Source organism: [Roseibacterium] beibuensis (assembly GCF_039542305.1).
GTDB classification, from domain to species: Bacteria; Pseudomonadota; Alphaproteobacteria; order Rhodobacterales; family Rhodobacteraceae; genus Roseibacterium; species Roseibacterium beibuensis.
On the sequence record NZ_BAABHW010000006.1, the window covers coordinates 69,541 to 86,267 of the forward strand.

Consider the following 16,727-nt stretch of genomic DNA (forward strand, 5'->3'; position numbering starts at 1 on the left):
AAAGCGGCGCCGGGGCACAGCCGAGCCTTTCCGAATCCCGCTGGGGCATGCTAGGTATCGTGGCATGCCCCTCGGTGACCCCAATATAAGCGACACGCGCCCGGTTATTCGTCAACTCGACGATGCCGCGATCAATCGCATCGCGGCGGGCGAGGTGGTCGAACGCCCCGCAAGCGCGGTCAAGGAACTGGTCGAGAACGCCATCGACGCGGGCGCGCGGCGCGTGACCATCGAGGTGGCCCATGGCGGCAAATCGCTGATCCGCGTCACCGACGATGGCTGCGGCATGGGGCCCGGGGACCTGCCGCTGGCGCTGAGCCGCCACGCGACCTCCAAGATCGACGGCAGCGACCTTCTGAATATCCGAAGCTTCGGCTTTCGCGGCGAGGCGCTGCCCTCGCTCGGCGCCGTCGGGCGGTTGACCCTCACCAGCCGGACCCAGGGCGATACCGCGCATGAATTGCGGGTCTCGGGCGGAGAGATGGGCCGGGTCAAACCCGCCGCCCTGTCGCGGGGAACCGTGGTCGAGTTGCGCGACCTGTTCTACGCGACGCCCGCTCGGTTGAAATTCCTGCGCTCCGACCGGGCCGAGATGCAGGCGATCTCGGATGTGGTGAAACGCCTCGCCATGGCCGAACCCGCCATCGGTTTCACCCTCAAGGACGTGACCGAGGCCGAGCGCGTCACCTTCCGGGTCGATGCCGAACAGGGCGAGCTGTTCGCCGCGCTGCAATCGCGCCTTGCCGCGATCCTCGGGCGTGAGTTCGCCGAGAACGCCTTGGCCATCGACGCCGACCGCGAAGGCCTGCGCCTGACCGGCTACGCCGCCCTGCCCACCTATTCGCGCGGCTCTGCCGTGGCGCAGTACCTGTTCGTGAATGGCCGCCCTGTCCGCGACAAGCTTCTGGTGGGCGCGTTGCGCGCCGCCTACATGGATTTCCTCAGCCGCGACCGGCACCCCGCCGCCGCCCTGTTCATCGATTGCCCGCCCGAACGCGTCGACGTGAACGTGCACCCCGCGAAATCCGAGGTCCGCTTCCGCGAACCGGGCGTTGCCCGCGGCCTGATCGTCTCGGCCCTGCGCCATGCCCTGGCCGAGGCCGGGCATCGCGCCTCGACCACCGTGGCCGGAGCCACCCTCGGGGCGTTCCGCCCGGAACCGACCGACCAGCCCCGGATCTACCAGATGGACCGCCGCGGCTGGGACCGGCCCAGCCCGTCCACGGTTGCCGCCGCGCGCGACTGGCAGGCCCCGGCGGCACAAGACGGGTTCGCTGAGGATGCGCCCCTGTGGGAGGCGCCCCCGTCGGCGCGGGTCGAGCCGCCACAGCCCGACACCGTCGCCCATCTGCAGGACAAACCGCTCGGGGCCGCGCGCGCACAACTGCACGAGAACTACATCCTCGCCCAGACCCGCGACGGCATGGTGCTGGTCGATCAGCACGCTGCCCATGAACGGCTGGTCTATGAACGCCTGAAACGCCAGATGGCCGATCACGGCATCGCCCGGCAGGCCCTGCTGATCCCCGAGATCGTCAATCTCGGCGGTGATGCGGACCGCCTTCTCGACCGTGCCGGAGAGTTGGAAAAGCTGGGCCTGATCATCGAAGCCTTCGGGCCGGGCACGGTTGCCGTGCGCGAGACCCCCGCCATCCTCGGCGAGGTGAATGCCGAGGCCCTGTTGCGCGACATCCTCGACGAGTTGGACGACCTCGGCGACAGCACGATGCTCCAATCCCGGATTGAAGCGATCCTCAGCCGCGTGGCCTGCCACGGGTCCGTCCGGTCAGGGCGCCGGATGAGTGCCGACGAGATGAACGCGCTCCTGCGCGAGATGGAGGCGACCCCCCATTCGGGTCAATGCAACCATGGTAGGCCCACTTATGTCGAACTCAAACTGGCCGATATCGAACGGCTTTTCGGGCGCACATGATCCAGATCGGTGACATCACCCTCGACCTGTCCGATCCCGCCACCCTCTGGCCGCTCTTGGCCGGGGCCGCGATCCTTGGGCTGATCCTCTGGCTTCTGGTCACCTCGGCCTCGCGCACGCGGCGGTCGATGGAGGTGGTCGAACATCTCGCCCGCGGGCAGGAGCGGCTGGCCGAACGGATGCAGGCCACCTCAGACGGGCAGGCGCAGGCCAATCTCCAGATCATGCAGACGATGGAGGTGCGGTTGTCCGAGGTGCAGACCGCCATGGCCGAGCGCATGCACGAGGCCGCCAGCCGCCAATCGCAGAACCTTGCCGCGCTACAGGAACGCCTGAACGAGCAGTTGCACGTCAACGCGCTGAAACAGGGCAACGCGCTGTCGGACCTGCAGGAGCGCATGAACGAGCAGATGGCCCAGAACGCGCTGAAACAGGCGCAGGTGCTGGCGCAACTGAACGAACGGATCGACAAGACGCTGGCCGGATCGTCCGAGAAAACGACCGAGTCGCTGGCGAAACTTCAGGAACGGCTGGCCACCATCGACAAGGCCCAGACGAATATCGAGAAACTGTCCTCGGACGTCCTGGGGCTGCAGGATATCCTCTCGAACAAGCAGCGCAGGGGCATGTTCGGGGAAATCCAGCTCAACGATATCGTGGCGAACGCGCTGCCCTCGGACAGCTACGCTTTCCAGACGACGCTCTCGAACGGCAAGCGCGCCGACTGCATAATCCTTTTGCCGAACCCGCCCGGCCCCATCGTGATCGATGCCAAGTTCCCGCTGGAAGCCTATGAGGCGCTGATGGTCGCCGAGGGGCAGGAGGCGCAACGTAAGGCTTTGCGCGACCTCGCCGCCGCAGTGCGGGTGCATATCAAGGCCATCGCCTCGAAATACATCCTCGAAGGCGAGACGGCGGATGGCGCGCTGATGTTCCTGCCCTCCGAGGCGATCTATGCCGAGTTGCACGCCCGCCTGCCCGAGGTCGTGCGCGAAGGCTTTGACAATCGCGTCTGGATCGTGTCGCCCACCACCTGCATGGCGACCCTCAACACGATGCGCGCGGTGATGAAGGACGCAAGGATGCGGGAACAAGCCGGCGAGATCCGCAAGGCGCTGAAGAACCTGCACCGCGACGTGGAAATCATCGAGGAACGCGCAGGCAAGCTGGAGACACATCTGCGCCAGGCGGGCGACGATGTCTCGGGCATCCTGACCGCCACCGCGCGCGCCGGAAAGCGGGCAGAGCGCCTCGATAATTTCGATTTCGAGGAACTTGCGCCCGAAAGCGGCGACACCGCCGGGATCGTGAACCTGCCGCGCCGTTGAGCCGAAAAATCTTCTGGAAGATTTTTCGGCCCGGATCAGAGCGTGCCGAAGACCTTCTGCAGGATCGCGTCGAGGCGTGCCGCATCGGTTTCGGTGAAGGCGTCCGGTTGGTCGCTGTCGATGTCGAGGACGGCGATCACGTCGCCTTCCCGGTTGCGGACGGGGATGACCAGTTCCGACCGCGTCGAGGACGCGCAGGCGATATGGCCAGGGAAGGCGTCAACGTCCGGAACCAGTTGCGTCTCGCCGGTGCGCGCCGCAACCCCGCACACGCCCTTGTCGAAGGGAATCACCAGGCAGCCGTGCCCGCCCTGATAGGGGCCGATCTTGAGCAGGCCGGGTTCGGTGACCCGGTAGAAGCCGGTCCAGTCGAACCGGTCGTCAGCATGGTGGATCTCGCAGGCCAGCGTGGCCATCAGGGCGACCTCGTCGGTTTCGCCATGGGTCAGGCTTGCGATGGTTTTCTCGAGATCGGCGTAGTCAACGTGCATGGGGACGCGCTTTCGTCTGGCCGAGATGCGGGGGCTGCCCGCCCCCGCGCCCCCGGGAGTTTTCGGGCCAAGATGAAGGGGTCAGACGCGCTCGATCGCGATGGCGGTGCCTTCTCCACCTCCGATGCAGATCGCCGCGACTCCGCGTTTCAGGCCGCGCGCCTCAAGGGCATTCAGAAGGGTGACCATGATCCGGGCGCCGGACGCACCGATGGGGTGGCCGAGGGCACAGGCCCCGCCATTCACGTTCACCTTGTCGCGCGGCACGCCAAGCTCATGCATGAACGCCATCGGGACCACGGCGAAGGCTTCGTTAACCTCCCACAGGTCGACATCGTCGATACCCCATCCGAGGCGCTCCAACAGCTTGCGCGCCGCGGGGACGGGCGCCGTGGGGAATTGCGAGGGCGCCTGCGCATGGCTGGCATGCCCAAGGATCCGGGCGCGAACGGTCAATCCCTTGGCCTCGGCGACGTCGGCACGCGCCAGGACGAGGGCGGCTGCACCATCAGAGATCGAAGAGCTATTCGCCGGGGTCACCGTGCCCCCTTCGCGGAAGGCGGGCTTGAGCTGGGGGATCTTCTCGGGGCGCGCATTGCCGGGCTGTTCGTCAACCGAAACGGTGGTGTCTCCCTTGCGTGACCGAACGGTGACCGGCGCGACTTCGCGCGCGAAGGCACCGGTTTCGATCGCCGTCAGCGCATTCGACAGCGACCCCAGCGCGTAATCATCCTGCGCTTCGCGGGTGAACTGGAACGCCTCGGCGCAATCCTCGGCGAAGGTCCCCATCAGGCGCCCCTTGTCATAGGCGTCTTCCAGCCCATCGAGGAACATGTGGTCATAGGTTTTCTGATGGCCGATCCGGGCCCCGGCGCGCATGGCGGGCAACAGGTAGGGGGCATTTGTCATGCTCTCCATGCCACCTGCGACCATGATGTCGGCCTGCCCGAGGGCCAGCCTGTCCCATGCCATCATCGCGGCTTTCATGCCGGATCCGCACATCTTGTTGAGCGTGGTTGCCGGCACCTCTTCGCCCAGCCCCGCCTTGAAGCCCGCCTGTCGCGCCGGGGCCTGGCCCTGGCCGGCCGGCAGAACGCAGCCCATCAACAGCTCGTCCACCTGGCCGGGGTCGACCCCGCCGCCCTCGAGCGCGGCCTTGATGGCAACGCCCCCCAATTCGGCGGCAGCAACCCCCGAGAGCGCCCCCTGGAATCCCCCCATCGGCGTGCGGGCTGCGCCTGCGATTACGACCTCGTCCATCGGTTTCCCCCCTGCTGGATACGATTTGGCAAGACTTTCGATCTAGGCTCTTACCAGAGCGATGGACAGGAGTGCACCGATGAATCTCAGTTTCGAAACACGGCACGGGATCGCGATCGTTCATGTCGATCATCCAAGGATCGACGCCAGTGTCGCGATCCGGTTCAAGGACCGCTTTCGCGAGGTAACGCGGGATGCACAGGGCGATGTGATCCTCGACCTCGACCAGGTCGAATTCATCGATTCCAGCGGCCTCGGTGCGGTGGTCGCGGCGCGCAAGCTCCTGCCGGCGGGGCGTGGCCTTGAACTGGCTGCGCTGCAACCGGCGGTGGACAGGGTCATGCGACTGACGCGGATGAACACCGTCTTCCCGATCCACGACACCCTTGACGCGGCGGTCAGGCAGCGGGACCGGGCTTCAGATTAATGTGATGGGCAACACGCCGATTATCGTCCCGGAAAGTTGCCACAACGCGCCCGCTCGCTTGCACCTGGACCTTGAAGCGAGCCCTGACGCGGTGCGCGCGGCCCTTTTGGATATCGGGGATCGTTTGAAAACCTGGGGCCTGTCAAAAGGCCAGCAGACCGACACGCAGATCGTGCTGGCCGAGGCGCTGAACAACGTCGTGGAACACGCCTATCCAACGGATGCAGGCGGGCGCATCCGGGTCGAGATCTCCAGATCCGAACACCACGTCGATTGCGCCATTCGCGATTCCGGGACACCCATGTCGGAAGGGCCGCTTCCCGGGGCGGCTCTGCCCGCCATCGCGGTTACCGCGGTGCAGGATCTTCCCGAAGGCGGCTTCGGATGGGTTCTGATCCGGCAATTGACCACGGGGCTGCGCTATTGCCGGGTCGAGGACGAGAATCGCCTGACGATGCGCCTGCGCCTGGGGTGAGCGGCGAGATGCCCCGATATCCTCCGATTTGCCACCGGAATGCCCTAATCCAATCGTATCGATGCCCCGAATGACAGCGATAACAGAGATGTAGCTGCAGAGGCTTCCCTCGGCGTCGCGCGTATCAAGCCCCCACCCAGTGTGCGGCGTCGAGGTCTTCTGCGGCTCCTTCCTGAAAATCTCCAACCCAAGCATCTTGCCCCTGCCTGCCGTCGGCTTAGGGTTCGCGCGGGATTTCATCGCAGGGGAGACAGGGATGCGAGACTTTCACACACCGGGCCGGTCAGCCGTTTTCGCCGAGAACGGCATATGCGCAACGTCGCACCCGCTGGCCGCGCAGACCGCCGTGTCGATCCTTCAGCAGGGCGGCAACGCGGTCGATGCCGCGATCGCGGGCGCGGTGCTTTTGGGCCTGTGCGAACCGGCGATGACGGGGATTGGCGGCGATTGTTTCGTGCTGGTCAAACCGGCCGGCAGCGAGGACATCATCGCCCTGAACGGGTCGGGCCGGGCGCCCGCGGCCCTGAGCGGCGCCGCCCTGCGCGAGGCCGGGCACAGCACGATGCCGGTCTTCGGAAACCCGGCCTCCGTCACTGTGCCGGGCGCGATCGATGCGTTCTGCACCCTGTCCGCCGATCACGGGAAACTGGGGTTGGCCGATATTCTCGCGCCCGCGATTCACTATTCCGATCACGGCGTGCCGGTGGCCCCGCGTGCGGCCTTCGACTGGGCCGGGCATCACGACAACCTGACCGGCGCGGCGAGAGACTTCTACATGGTGGATGGCGCCGCGCCGCGCACCGGCCAGATCTTCCGACACCCGAAGCACGGCGAGGTGCTCCGTCGCATCGCCGCCCAGGGACGCGAGGCGTTCTACGAGGGCGAGGTTGCCGAGGACATGGTCGCATCGCTGCGCGCCCTGGGCGGCGTGCACACGCTCGACGATTTCGCGAAGACGCGCTGCGACTACACCACCCCGATCAGCGGCACCTACAAAGGTATCGAACTGGTCGAGCATCCGCCAAACGGGCAAGGCGCGACCGCGATCCTGCTGGCCAACATCCTTGCCGAATTCGACCTGCCGTCGATGGAGCCGTTCGGCACGCTGCGCGCCCATATCGAGGCCGAAGCCACGAAACTGGCCTATGATGCACGCGACCGGTTCCTGTCGGACATGGATCACATGACCCGTCTGGCCCACATGCTGGACCCGGCAACGGCGAAAAAACTGGCCGCGCTGATCGACCCGTCCCGCGCCATGGCAAGCGCCAAGCCGCTGACGGAAGCCGTGCACAAGGAAACGATCTACCTGACCGTGGTCGACCGCGACCGCATGGCCGTGTCGCTGATCTATTCGGTATTCAAGGACTTCGGATCGGGCATCGCGTCTGACAAGTTCGGCATCCTGTTCCAGAACCGCGGCGCGGGCTTCACCCTGGAAGAAGGCCATCCGAACGAGGCCAATGGCGGCAAACGCACGATGCACACGATCATCCCCGCCATGCTGCGGCAGAACGGGCGCGTGATCATGCCGTTCGGGGTGATGGGGGGTCAGTATCAATCCACCGGTCACGCCCGGATGGTGACCAACATGGTCGACTACGGCCTCGGCCCGCAGGAGATGATCGACGCCCCCCGCTGCTTCAGCGAATACGGCGACATGAAGGTCGAGACGGGTTATTCCGACACGGTGCGGCAAGAGCTTGCGGATCTGGGGCACAAGGTGTCCACGCCGCCCGTGGGCATCGGCGGGGCTCAGGCGATCCGCATCGACCACGACCTTGGCGTGCTCGAAGGCGGCTCCGATCCGCGCAAGGATGGCATCGCCCTAGGCTACTGATACGGCAGGCCGGTGCGCGCGTCCCGTGCGCGCCGGTCAGTTCAGCTGGTATTCCAGCGGGTAGCGGCCTTCCTGGAATTCCCCGAACAGATCGGGCAGGTCGGGGTGGTCCACCGGCTCACCGGTTTCATCCGGCACCAGGTTCTGCTCCGAGACATAGGCGACGTAATAGGTGTGATCGTTCTCGGCCAGCAGGTGATAGAAGGGCTGCTCTTTCGCAGGGCGCACCTCTTCCGGGATCGCATCATACCATTCCTCGGTATTGGCGAATTCCGGGTCGATATCGAACACGACACCGCGGAACGGATGTTTCCGGTGCCGGACGACCTGACCGATATTATACTTGGCGTGAGTCTTCAGCATGGCATAAGCCCCCTGATACTTCCCTAACCAAGAGGCGGGGGGCTTGTCCATGCGGGCGGGCCGATTCGCGCGGAAACAGACTGTGGAACTCGCCCTTACAGTGGCTCGGATCACGGCGCCGGTCTTCATCCTGGCCAGTATCGGCTACGTGTGACGGCGCGTCGGCTACGACGACCGGACCGAGTTCGTAACGCACCTCGTGATGACGCTGGCCGTGCCTTGCCTGATCTTCACCGCGCCGATGCAGCCCCTGCAGATGGTCACGCCGGTCGCGGTCACATCCTCCCTTCTGGCGGTACGCTACAGGGTCGAAGCCGAGGCCGTAGCGGGCCTGGTCGTCGTCTCGACGTCGATGGCCTGCGCTGCCCTGCCGATCACATTGTCGTTTCTTCTCTGACCTTGCGGCAGCGCCGTGGTTCCCATGAGGGCCCATCTCGCGTATGATTCTTAGCAACTAAGCCCGAATGGGCACAAAAACCCGAGCAGGATCCATGAAAAGAACCCTTCTTACGCTTTGCGTGCTGGGCGTCTTGGCCGGTTGCGGTTCGCGCGAATTTTCTGCGCCGCGCAACCTCGACAATGCGTGCGCCCTTGCCGAGGAGCGGCCGCAGTATTTCCGCGCCATGCAGCGCACGGAACGCGAATGGGGTGTTCCCGTTCACGTCCAGATGGCCACCTTCCATCAGGAAAGCCGCTTTGTCGGCGATGCCCGCCCGCCCCATGTCTACGCGCTGGAGATCATCCCGATGGGCCGCATATCCTCGGCCTTTGGCTACAGCCAGGCGCTTGATGGAACGTGGCAAGAATACCTCGCCGACACCCGCAATCGCCGCGCCCGCCGCGACAACATCCGCGACGCCACCGATTTCATGGGCTGGTACATGAACCTCAGCCTCGAGCGGAACGGCATCGCGTTGGACGATGCGCGCAACCAGTATCTCGCCTATCACGAGGGGCACGCGGGCTATCGGCGTGGCAGCTACCGCAGCAAGCCGTGGCTGATGCGCGTGGCCGACCGGGTCGCGGAACGGGCCGCGATCTACGAGGCACAGCTGGCGACCTGCCGCTAAGGGGGGTCAGTCGCCGCGACGGCGCTGGATTTCCTGGGTGATGCTGAACCGGGTCAGCGGGATGCTCCCGCCTTCCTCCATCGCGCCCAGAACGACGGTGGTTTCCGCCCCCGTGTCGTCGCGCACGACCCATTGACGCAGTTCGATCGGGTCGGGCGTGAAGACCATGGTCAGCGACCCGATCTCGGGACGGTCCGGGTCTTGCGCGACCACGCGCGTCGAAGTCCCGTCGAACTCGTGCCGCACCACCATGTTCGACCGGCTCAGATCGACCTGTTCGTCCAGAATGATCGACAGCGGTGTTTCGCGCAGCGGGTATTGATCGGGCCGCGTGTTGGACCGCCCGTCGAAAATGGCCACCTGCTGACCGCCCGCCATCACCAGCAGATCGTCGCCCGCATACTCGAACCGCATGTTGCCGGGCCGGCGCAGATAGAGATGCCCGGTCGAGACCGTCCCGTCATCGTTGATCTGCGTGAAATCGGCCTCGGCGGTTTCGATCCCGTTCAGGTAGCGGGAAATCGCGTTCAGCGGAATGGCATCGGCCAGCGCCGGAACGGCGGCGATCGAGGCAAGCACGAGGGCAAGGAGGACCTGTTTCATGACACCTATCTAGGAACGCCGTGCCACGCGGGCCAAGTCCCTGCACTCTCCGCTCGCGGCTTTGTCATTGGGCCGCTCACTCCTGCTCGGGGACGAGGATCTCGCGTTTGCCGACATGGTTGGCCGCGGACACAAGCCCCTGCTCTTCCATCTGCTCGACCAGCCGCGCGGCCTTGTTATAGCCGATCCCCAGCTTTCGCTGGATGTAGGAGGTCGAGCATTTGCGATCCTTCACCACGATGGCGACAGCCTGGTCGTAGAGCGCATCCTCGCCCGTGGTATTGCCCCCCGTGTTCAGGCCCAGGACCGCGTCGATATCGCTTTCCTTGTCCTCGTCGGGACCGTCCAGAACGCTGGCGGCATAATCCGGCGGGCCGAAGCTCTTGAGGTGGCGGACGATCTCCTCGACCTCCTCGTCGCTGACGAAGGGACCGTGCACGCGGGTGATCTTGGAGCCACCCGCCATGTAAAGCATGTCGCCCATGCCCAGCAGTTGCTCGGCCCCCTGCTCGCCCAGGATGGTGCGGCTGTCGACCTTGGAGGTGACGTGGAAACTGATCCGCGTCGGGAAGTTCGCCTTGATCGTGCCGGTGATGACATCGACCGACGGGCGCTGCGTTGCCATGACAAGGTGGATGCCCGAGGCCCGCGCCATTTGCGCAAGGCGCTGGATGCAAGCCTCGATCTCCTTGCCGGCGACCATCATCAGGTCGGCCATCTCGTCGACGATCACGACGATATAGGGCATCTTCTCGGGCGCGAATTCCTCGGTCTCGAAGACGGGATCGCCGGTTTCGTCGTCGAACCCGGTCTGCACCGTGCGGCTGAACATCTCGCCCTTGGCCAGCGCATCGGCGACGCGGCCATTGTAGCCGTCGATGTTGCGCACGCCCATCTTCGACATCTTGCGATAGCGTTCTTCCATCTCGGCCACGACCCATTTCAGGGCGACGACCGCCTTTTTCGGGTCGGTCACGACCGGCGACAGAAGATGCGGAATGCCGTCATAGACGCTGAGTTCCAGCATCTTCGGGTCGATCATGATCATCCGGCAATCCTCGGGCGGCAGCTTGTACAGCAGGCTGAGGATCATGGTATTGATCGCCACGGATTTGCCCGAACCAGTCGTCCCCGCGATCAGGAGGTGGGGCATCTTGGCCAGGTTCGCGACGATCGGTTCGCCGCCGATATCCTTGCCCAGCGCCAGCGGCAGCTTCTGCGTCCCGTCGCCGAACTCGCGGCTCGACAGGATTTCGCGCAGGACAACCTTTTCGCGGTGCTGGTTCGGCAATTCGATCCCGATGACCGAACGCCCTGGCACGGTCGATACACGCGCCGACAGCGCCGACATGGAGCGCGCGATATCGTCGGCCAGACCGATCACGCGGCTCGCCTTCAGGCCCGGGGCCGGTTCCAACTCGTACATGGTCACGACGGGGCCGGGGCGGACGCTGACGATCTCGCCCTTCACGCCGTAGTCATCCAGCACGTTTTCCAGCATCCGAGCGTTTTCCTCCAACGCCTCGTCGCTCAGGTGATGGCGCTGGATCGTGTCGGGGTTGGTCAGCAGGGTCAGCGGAGGAAACTCGAAGACCTCGGCCTGCGGCTGCAACGGCAAGGACGGCTGCGCCTCGGCCACCGCGCGACGCGAGGGGGCCGTCTGGCGCTTCATCGCGTGCTGCACGACGCGGCGCTGCAACTCGGTCCCTCCGGCGGCGCGGGGCGCAGGGGCGGCCGGGGCAACCGGCTCGGTCCCGTCCTTGGCAAACAGATTCTCGTCATCGAGCCCGGTATCGTCCACCACGTCCTGGGCGCCCTGGGGCACATGCGCGGCGGTCAGCGGCGGCTCGGCCCGCAGCGCGGGGGACTGCACAACGCGCGACGGCGCCGCTGACGGGAGCGGGCCCGCCTGCAACCGGCGCTGCGCAGCAGCCGCCACCGGGCTGGGACGGCGCACACGATTGCGGATCACGTCCGAGATCTTGGCGCGGATACGGTCCTCGTCCGGGGCTTCGATGTCGTCCGGGGCACGGAAGCTGCGCTCGGGCAGTTCCGGCTCCAGCATCTCGGGCTGAGGCTCGCGTGGGCGCAACAGCGGCACGCGGGACAACAGACCACCGCCCCGGCGCAGGGGCGGTTCGTCCTCGTAAAGGGCTGGGTCCTCGTCGCGCGGCGCACGGCGCAGCGAGAAACCACGCAACGGCGCAACGTCGCCGTCTGCCTCGTCATACCCGTCATCCTCGTAGGCCACGCCCCGCTCCGCCATCCGCGCGGCCCGCGCATCGCGCAATTGCCCGGCGGCCTGACCGGCCCCGCGGCCCAACCCGCGCAGCGCCGCCGTGACCATCGCCCCCGAGGTGAACAAGCCGATCAGCAGAAAGCGCAGACCAAGGCGCATCTCGCCCCGGCTGGTGCCGACCACATAGAGCATCAGGCCAAGTCCCGCGACAAAGGCCAGTGCCGCCACCAGCTTCAGCCCCGCCTGCGGCCCCATCGGCAGCGCATTCAGAACAGCGCCCAGAACCGTGTCGCCGAACAGACCGCCAAGGCCGAAACTATGCGTCCACCCCTCGGGCGGCACGTGGCTGGCCGCGTAGATCGAGGCCAGCGCCAGCGCGATCGGCAGGAACAGGATGCGGGCGAGGGCGCGCTCGGAGCCGGTATGCAGCAAGAACCGCAACCCCCAGGCGAAACAGCCAATGGGCAGGGCAAGCGCGCCATAGCCCACGATCATCATCAGGATCGCCGCGATCGAGGCCCCGGTCCGCCCCATCAGGTTTTGTGGCGGGGCGTCGGTCGCCGCCATCCAGTTGGGATCTTCCGGCGTATAGGAAATCAACATCGCGCTCAGCGCGATCCCGAGGGCCACCAGAACAAAACCGATCATCTCCTGCCCGCGTCGCACGAGGGCGGCCTGCATCTCGTCATCCAGCAGGGGATCGCGCTGTCTTGTCTGGTAAGCCATCTCTGTCGTTCCTCAATCGTACAGCGTCTTGCGCAGCCGGATCAGGCCGCGACGCATTTCTTCTTTTTCCGCCACCATCGCGACGCGGATCCGGTCCGCGCCGGGGGTGATCCCCTCGACTTCGCGCGCGAGGTAATGGCCGGGCAGCACGCGCACCCCGGTCTCGCGCCACAAGCGCAGCGTCGCCGCCTCGGCATCGTCCACCGGCAGCCACAGGAAGAACCCCGCCGCGGGGCCGCGATAGCCGGGGACGCCCTCCAGCACCTCGTCGGCGATGGCGTATTTCTCCTGGTAGAGGGCGCGGTTCACCTCGACATGGGCCTCGTCGCTCCACGCGCGCTCGGCCACCGCCTGCAGCGGCAGGGGCAGCGGCGCGCCCGCATAGTTCCGAAGCTGCTTCAGCCGCGCGATGCTTTCCTCGCCCCCGGCGGCAAAGCCCGAGCGCAGGCCGGGCATGTTCGACCGCTTGGACAGCGAGTGGAAAATCACCACGCGCTCGGGGTCGGCGCCGGTGTCGCCCGCGACCTGCAATGCACCGACAGGCGGCGTATCGCGGTAGATCTCGGAATAGCACTCGTCGGCGAAAATGCGGAAATCGTGCTTTTCGGCCAGCACCAGAAGGTCCGTCCAATAGGCCCGGTCCGCCACGGCCCCCTGCGGGTTCGCGGGCGAGCAGATATAGGCCACCGCCATGCGGTCCAGCACATCCGTGGGCAGCCCTGCGAAATCGGGCAGGTTCCCGGTTTCATCCGTTGCGGGCACATAGACCGGCTCGGCCCCCACCGCGAGGGCCGCCACGGCGTAGACCTGGTAGAACGGGTTCGGCATCGCCACGACGGGCTGTTTGCCACCCTTGGTTTCCGGGCACAGCGCAAGGCAGGCATTGAATAGCCCCTCGCGCGTGCCATTCAGCGGCAGGATCTGGCGATCCGCGGCAACGCTGACGCCATAGCGCCGCGCGATCCAGCGCGCGATGGCCGACTGCAACGCGGGCGTGCCGTCATTCGGCGGGTAGCGTCCGAACCCCTCAAGGCTGTCGGCGATGACGTCGCCGACCCATTCGGGAAAGCCGTGGCGCGGCTCGCCAATGGTCATCAGGATCGGCTCGTCGCCCGGCTGATGGACGTCGAGAAGCTTCCGCAAACGCGGAAACGCGTAATCTGGCAGGTTCGAAAACCGCTCGGGAAACACCATGTCTGCCTCAAAGTTCCGGGATCATTGCGCCCCGGTTTCAAGGCAATCTACCTTGGCCCCGCCGCATCTGTCCAGAAAAAGGACTGCGTTTGCGGCGGGATGTGGCCCTCAGGCCAGTGCGGCTTCGGCGGCCGCACCAAGGCGCAGCAGGCGTTCCTCGGCCATCGGCGGGCACAGCATCATCACCCCGGTCGAGGGCACGCCCGTCGGCAGAGTCAGGCCACACAGGCCCATCAGGTTGCCGACGCGGGTGTTGCGCAAGGTCAGCAGGTTCTCGGTGACGTAATACTCGGTGTCCGTCATCAGCCGCTGCGTATCGGGCGGCAGGTTCGGCACCGTCGGCAACAACACGGCGTCATAGAATGCCGTTTCCGCCAGCCAGCTTTCGCGGATCGCCTCCAACCGTTGCCATGCGGCGACGAAATCGGGGGCTGAAACCTCGGCCCCACCCCGGAACCGTTCGAGGATGCGTGCGAACATCTTGTCGGGCGCGGCTTCGATCACATCCTTCCACGTCCCGTAGGCCTCGGGCGCGAACAGAACCCCGGCAAGGTCCATCGCCTCTTCGATGCCGTCGACCGTGCCCGTCTCGATCCGCGCGCCGGCCTTGGCCAACCGCTCCACGGCGGAGCCGAACCCGTCGCCGGGGGCGTCGCGCACATCGGAGGTGTAAGGCTCCAGCACAAGGAACCGCCGCCCCTCCAGCGTTGCGCCCCGCAGATCGGGGGCCTTTCCGCCCTCCATCACCGCCAGAAGATGCGCGCAATCTTCGACCGTGCGGCAGAGCGGGCCGACCGTGTCAAACCGCGCGGCCAGAGGCACCACGCCCTTCAGCGACAGGCGGCCCGAGGTGGTCTTGAGCCCCACGAGGTCATTCCACGCCGCAGGCACCCGCACCGATCCGCCCGTGTCAGACCCGATCCCGGCCGCCGCCAATCCATAGCCGACCGAGGTCGCCGCCCCCGAGGACGAGCCCCCCGGGATCAGTGCCGGATCGTTCACGTTGGGCGGCGTGCCCGCCTCGACGCTGCCGCGATAGGCCGGGTTCAGGCCCAGCCCGGAAAACGCCAGTTCGGACATGTGGGTCTTGCCGAGGCAGACCAGACCCTCGCGCGTCGCCCGCGCCAGAACCTCGGCATCCGCCTCGGGCACGCGCCCCTCCAACAGGGCCGAGCCCGCCTCGGTCACCACGCCTGCGCTGTCGAACAGGTCCTTCCAGCTGATCGGCACGCCATCCAGCATCCCGCGCCGCACGCCATTCTTCGCACGTTCACCCGCCGCCGCGGCCTCGGCCCGAGCGCGATCCGGCGTCAGGACGGTATAGATCCGGTCGGTAAACTCATGCCCGTCGCAGGCCGCGAGATAGACCTCGGTCAACTCCACCGGGTCGATCTGACCCGCCCCGATCCCGCGCCCCAGGTCACAGGCGCTCATCCATCGCCACTCGTCCATGTCTCACTCTCCGGCCCCGCCACGTTGTCGCGGGCGACGCTAGCGACCGCGCGCGGCATGGACAATCCCCGGCGCCGCGCCATAGTCAGGCGCATGACCCATGATGCCGATGTCCTGATCGTCGGCGGCGGGCTGAACGGCCCGGCGCTTGCCCTTTCCCTCGCCACTGCCGGGATCTCCTCGGCGGTGATCGACGCCCTGCCCGAGGATACCCGCGAAAGCGACACGTTCGACGGGCGGTCCTACGCGCTTGCCCTGGCCTCGGTCCGGATGCTCTCCGCATTGGGGCTGTGGGACGGGTTGGAGGATCACGCCCAGCCCATCCTCGAGATCAAGGCCAGCGACGGACGCCCCGGCGAGGGACCCGCGCCCTTCTTCCTGCATTTCGACCATGCCGAGATCGAGGAAGGCCCGATGGGCCACATGATCGAGGATCGCTACCTGCGCCGCGCGCTTCTCGGGGCGATGGACGCCAACCCACAGATCACCCACATGCCGGGCAGCATGGTCACCGCGCAAGAGGTCGACACGACCGGCGCGCGCCTGACGCTGGCCGATGGCCGCGCCCTGTCCGGCCAGATCATCGTCGGCGCGGACGGGCGGCGCAGCGGCACCGCCGAACGCGCGGGCATCAAGCGCACCGGCTGGGATTACGGGCAAACCGCGCTGGTCTGCGCCATCGGGCACGAGCTGCCGCATAACGGCATCGCGCATCAGTTCTTCATGCCGGCCGGGCCGCTGGCCATCCTGCCCCTGCCCGGCAATCGCTGTTCCATCGTCTGGTCGGAAACCCACGCCCGCGCGGCCGAGATCCAGGCGCTGGATGACGCGGCCTATCTCGACGTGCTGCGCCCCCGCTTCGGCGATTTCCTTGGGCAGATCCACCTTGCCGGCAAGCGCTTCACCTACCCGCTGAACCTGACCATCGCCAACGCCTTCGTGGCCGAGCGCCTCGCCCTGATCGGGGATGCCGCGCACGGGGTACACCCCATCGCCGGGCAGGGCCTGAACCTCGGGCTGCGCGACGTGGGCGCACTGGCCGAGGTGCTGGCCGACGCCAAGCGTCGGGGCGAGGATTTCGCGCGCCTGGACGTGCTGGAACGCTACCAGTCCTGGCGGCGCTTCGACACGGCGGCGATGGCCGTGGCGACCGATGCGTTCAACAAGCTGTTCTCGAACGACAATCCGATCCTGCGGGTTGCGCGCGATATCGGGATGGGGGCCGTGCAATCCATGCCGGGCCTGCGCCGCCGCTTCATCCGCGAAGCCGCCGGCCTGACCGGCGACGTGCCGCGCCTGTTGCAGGGCCGCCCACTCTGAGCAAGG

15 protein-coding genes are annotated in these 16,727 nt (G+C 66.5%); 8 read left to right on the forward strand and 7 right to left on the reverse strand.

All coding sequences use genetic code 11. The features are described 5' to 3' along the window. Positions 1-64: 64 nt before the first annotated feature. Both mutL and ABD923_RS16680 read left to right on the forward strand, forming a co-directional pair. A complete protein-coding gene (gene mutL / locus ABD923_RS16675) occupies positions 65-1,933 on the forward strand; it encodes a DNA mismatch repair endonuclease MutL (protein WP_259553365.1) in 1,869 nt (622 codons plus the stop codon). Beyond that, a complete protein-coding gene (locus ABD923_RS16680; RefSeq protein WP_259553364.1) occupies positions 1,930-3,261 on the forward strand; it encodes a DNA recombination protein RmuC in 1,332 nt (443 codons plus the stop codon). Before mutL ends, ABD923_RS16680 begins: the two co-directional genes overlap by 4 nt. Positions 3,262-3,296: 35 nt before the next feature. Here ABD923_RS16680 and ABD923_RS16685 read toward each other — a convergent pair whose 3' ends face one another. Both ABD923_RS16685 and ABD923_RS16690 read right to left on the reverse strand, forming a co-directional pair. Beyond that, positions 3,297-3,752, reverse strand: coding sequence for a GAF domain-containing protein (locus ABD923_RS16685; protein WP_259553363.1), 456 nt, complete (start codon positions 3,750-3,752; stop codon positions 3,297-3,299). 81 nt (positions 3,753-3,833) lie between these two features. Further along, complete coding sequence (locus ABD923_RS16690; RefSeq protein ID WP_259553362.1) at positions 3,834-5,012, reverse strand: thiolase family protein; 1,179 nt, start codon at positions 5,010-5,012, stop codon at positions 3,834-3,836. Positions 5,013-5,091: 79 nt separating this feature from the next. Between ABD923_RS16690 and ABD923_RS16695 the strand changes: the two genes are divergently transcribed. From ABD923_RS16695 to ABD923_RS16705, 3 genes are all read left to right on the forward strand, one after another. Beyond that, positions 5,092-5,439: an STAS domain-containing protein gene (locus ABD923_RS16695; protein ID WP_259553361.1), complete on the forward strand. Its 348-nt coding sequence runs from the start codon at positions 5,092-5,094 to the stop codon at positions 5,437-5,439. Positions 5,440-5,497: 58 nt separating this feature from the next. Further along, entirely contained in the window at positions 5,498-5,914 is a 417-nt protein-coding gene (locus ABD923_RS16700) for an ATP-binding protein (RefSeq protein ID WP_345229542.1), read from the forward strand. A gap of 256 nt (positions 5,915-6,170) precedes the next feature. Beyond that, on the forward strand, positions 6,171-7,754 hold the full coding sequence (locus ABD923_RS16705; protein WP_259553359.1) for a gamma-glutamyltransferase family protein: 1,584 nt from the start codon (positions 6,171-6,173) through the stop codon (positions 7,752-7,754). A 36-nt stretch (positions 7,755-7,790) separates the two neighbouring features. Here the strand turns inward: ABD923_RS16705 and hspQ are convergent, their stop codons facing one another. After that, positions 7,791-8,117: a heat shock protein HspQ gene (gene hspQ, locus ABD923_RS16710; protein WP_222191841.1), complete on the reverse strand. Its 327-nt coding sequence runs from the start codon at positions 8,115-8,117 to the stop codon at positions 7,791-7,793. A gap of 202 nt (positions 8,118-8,319) precedes the next feature. Between hspQ and ABD923_RS16715 the strand changes: the two genes are divergently transcribed. Both ABD923_RS16715 and ABD923_RS16720 read left to right on the forward strand, forming a co-directional pair. Continuing rightward, entirely contained in the window at positions 8,320-8,514 is a 195-nt protein-coding gene (locus ABD923_RS16715; RefSeq protein ID WP_259553358.1) for a hypothetical protein, read from the forward strand. 94 nt (positions 8,515-8,608) lie between these two features. Further along, complete coding sequence (locus ABD923_RS16720; RefSeq protein WP_259553357.1) at positions 8,609-9,187, forward strand: transglycosylase SLT domain-containing protein; 579 nt, start codon at positions 8,609-8,611, stop codon at positions 9,185-9,187. A 6-nt stretch (positions 9,188-9,193) separates the two neighbouring features. Here ABD923_RS16720 and ABD923_RS16725 read toward each other — a convergent pair whose 3' ends face one another. From ABD923_RS16725 to ABD923_RS16740, 4 genes are all read right to left on the reverse strand, one after another. Further along, positions 9,194-9,790, reverse strand: coding sequence for a LolA family protein (locus tag ABD923_RS16725; protein WP_259553356.1), 597 nt, complete (start codon positions 9,788-9,790; stop codon positions 9,194-9,196). Positions 9,791-9,866: 76 nt separating this feature from the next. After that, positions 9,867-12,755 (reverse strand): DNA translocase FtsK, encoded by a 2,889-nt coding sequence (locus tag ABD923_RS16730; RefSeq protein ID WP_259553351.1) that lies wholly within the window; start codon positions 12,753-12,755, stop codon positions 9,867-9,869. 12 nt (positions 12,756-12,767) lie between these two features. Beyond that, positions 12,768-13,949 carry an aminotransferase class I/II-fold pyridoxal phosphate-dependent enzyme gene (locus ABD923_RS16735; protein WP_259553346.1) on the reverse strand — a complete coding sequence of 394 codons (1,182 nt, stop codon included), beginning with the start codon at positions 13,947-13,949 and terminating at the stop codon, positions 12,768-12,770. Between the two features lie 108 nt (positions 13,950-14,057). Beyond that, positions 14,058-15,401: an amidase gene (locus ABD923_RS16740; protein ID WP_259553341.1), complete on the reverse strand. Its 1,344-nt coding sequence runs from the start codon at positions 15,399-15,401 to the stop codon at positions 14,058-14,060. A gap of 57 nt (positions 15,402-15,458) precedes the next feature. Between ABD923_RS16740 and ABD923_RS16745 the strand changes: the two genes are divergently transcribed. Further along, the gene (locus tag ABD923_RS16745; protein WP_405048329.1) at positions 15,459-16,721 is read left to right on the forward strand and encodes an FAD-dependent monooxygenase; all 1,263 of its coding nucleotides are present in this window, start codon (positions 15,459-15,461) and stop codon (positions 16,719-16,721) included. The last annotated feature ends 6 nt before the right edge of the window (positions 16,722-16,727 follow it).

Coding starts and splice junctions, on each gene's coding strand:
- ABD923_RS16690 (WP_259553362.1), bottom strand. CDS start 5,012: ATGGACGAGGTCGTAATCGCAGGCGCAGCCCGCACGCCGATGGGGGGA.
- ABD923_RS16715 (WP_259553358.1), top strand. CDS start 8,320: ATGACGCTGGCCGTGCCTTGCCTGATCTTCACCGCGCCGATGCAGCCC.
- hspQ (WP_222191841.1), bottom strand. CDS start 8,117: ATGCTGAAGACTCACGCCAAGTATAATATCGGTCAGGTCGTCCGGCAC.
- ABD923_RS16720 (WP_259553357.1), top strand. CDS start 8,609: ATGAAAAGAACCCTTCTTACGCTTTGCGTGCTGGGCGTCTTGGCCGGT.
- ABD923_RS16740 (WP_259553341.1), bottom strand. CDS start 15,401: ATGGACGAGTGGCGATGGATGAGCGCCTGTGACCTGGGGCGCGGGATC.
- mutL (WP_259553365.1), top strand. CDS start 65: ATGCCCCTCGGTGACCCCAATATAAGCGACACGCGCCCGGTTATTCGT.
- ABD923_RS16725 (WP_259553356.1), bottom strand. CDS start 9,790: ATGAAACAGGTCCTCCTTGCCCTCGTGCTTGCCTCGATCGCCGCCGTT.
- ABD923_RS16685 (WP_259553363.1), bottom strand. CDS start 3,752: ATGCACGTTGACTACGCCGATCTCGAGAAAACCATCGCAAGCCTGACC.
- ABD923_RS16745 (WP_405048329.1), top strand. CDS start 15,459: ATGGACAATCCCCGGCGCCGCGCCATAGTCAGGCGCATGACCCATGAT.
- ABD923_RS16705 (WP_259553359.1), top strand. CDS start 6,171: ATGCGAGACTTTCACACACCGGGCCGGTCAGCCGTTTTCGCCGAGAAC.
- ABD923_RS16730 (WP_259553351.1), bottom strand. CDS start 12,755: ATGGCTTACCAGACAAGACAGCGCGATCCCCTGCTGGATGACGAGATG.
- ABD923_RS16680 (WP_259553364.1), top strand. CDS start 1,930: ATGATCCAGATCGGTGACATCACCCTCGACCTGTCCGATCCCGCCACC.
- ABD923_RS16695 (WP_259553361.1), top strand. CDS start 5,092: ATGAATCTCAGTTTCGAAACACGGCACGGGATCGCGATCGTTCATGTC.
- ABD923_RS16735 (WP_259553346.1), bottom strand. CDS start 13,949: ATGGTGTTTCCCGAGCGGTTTTCGAACCTGCCAGATTACGCGTTTCCG.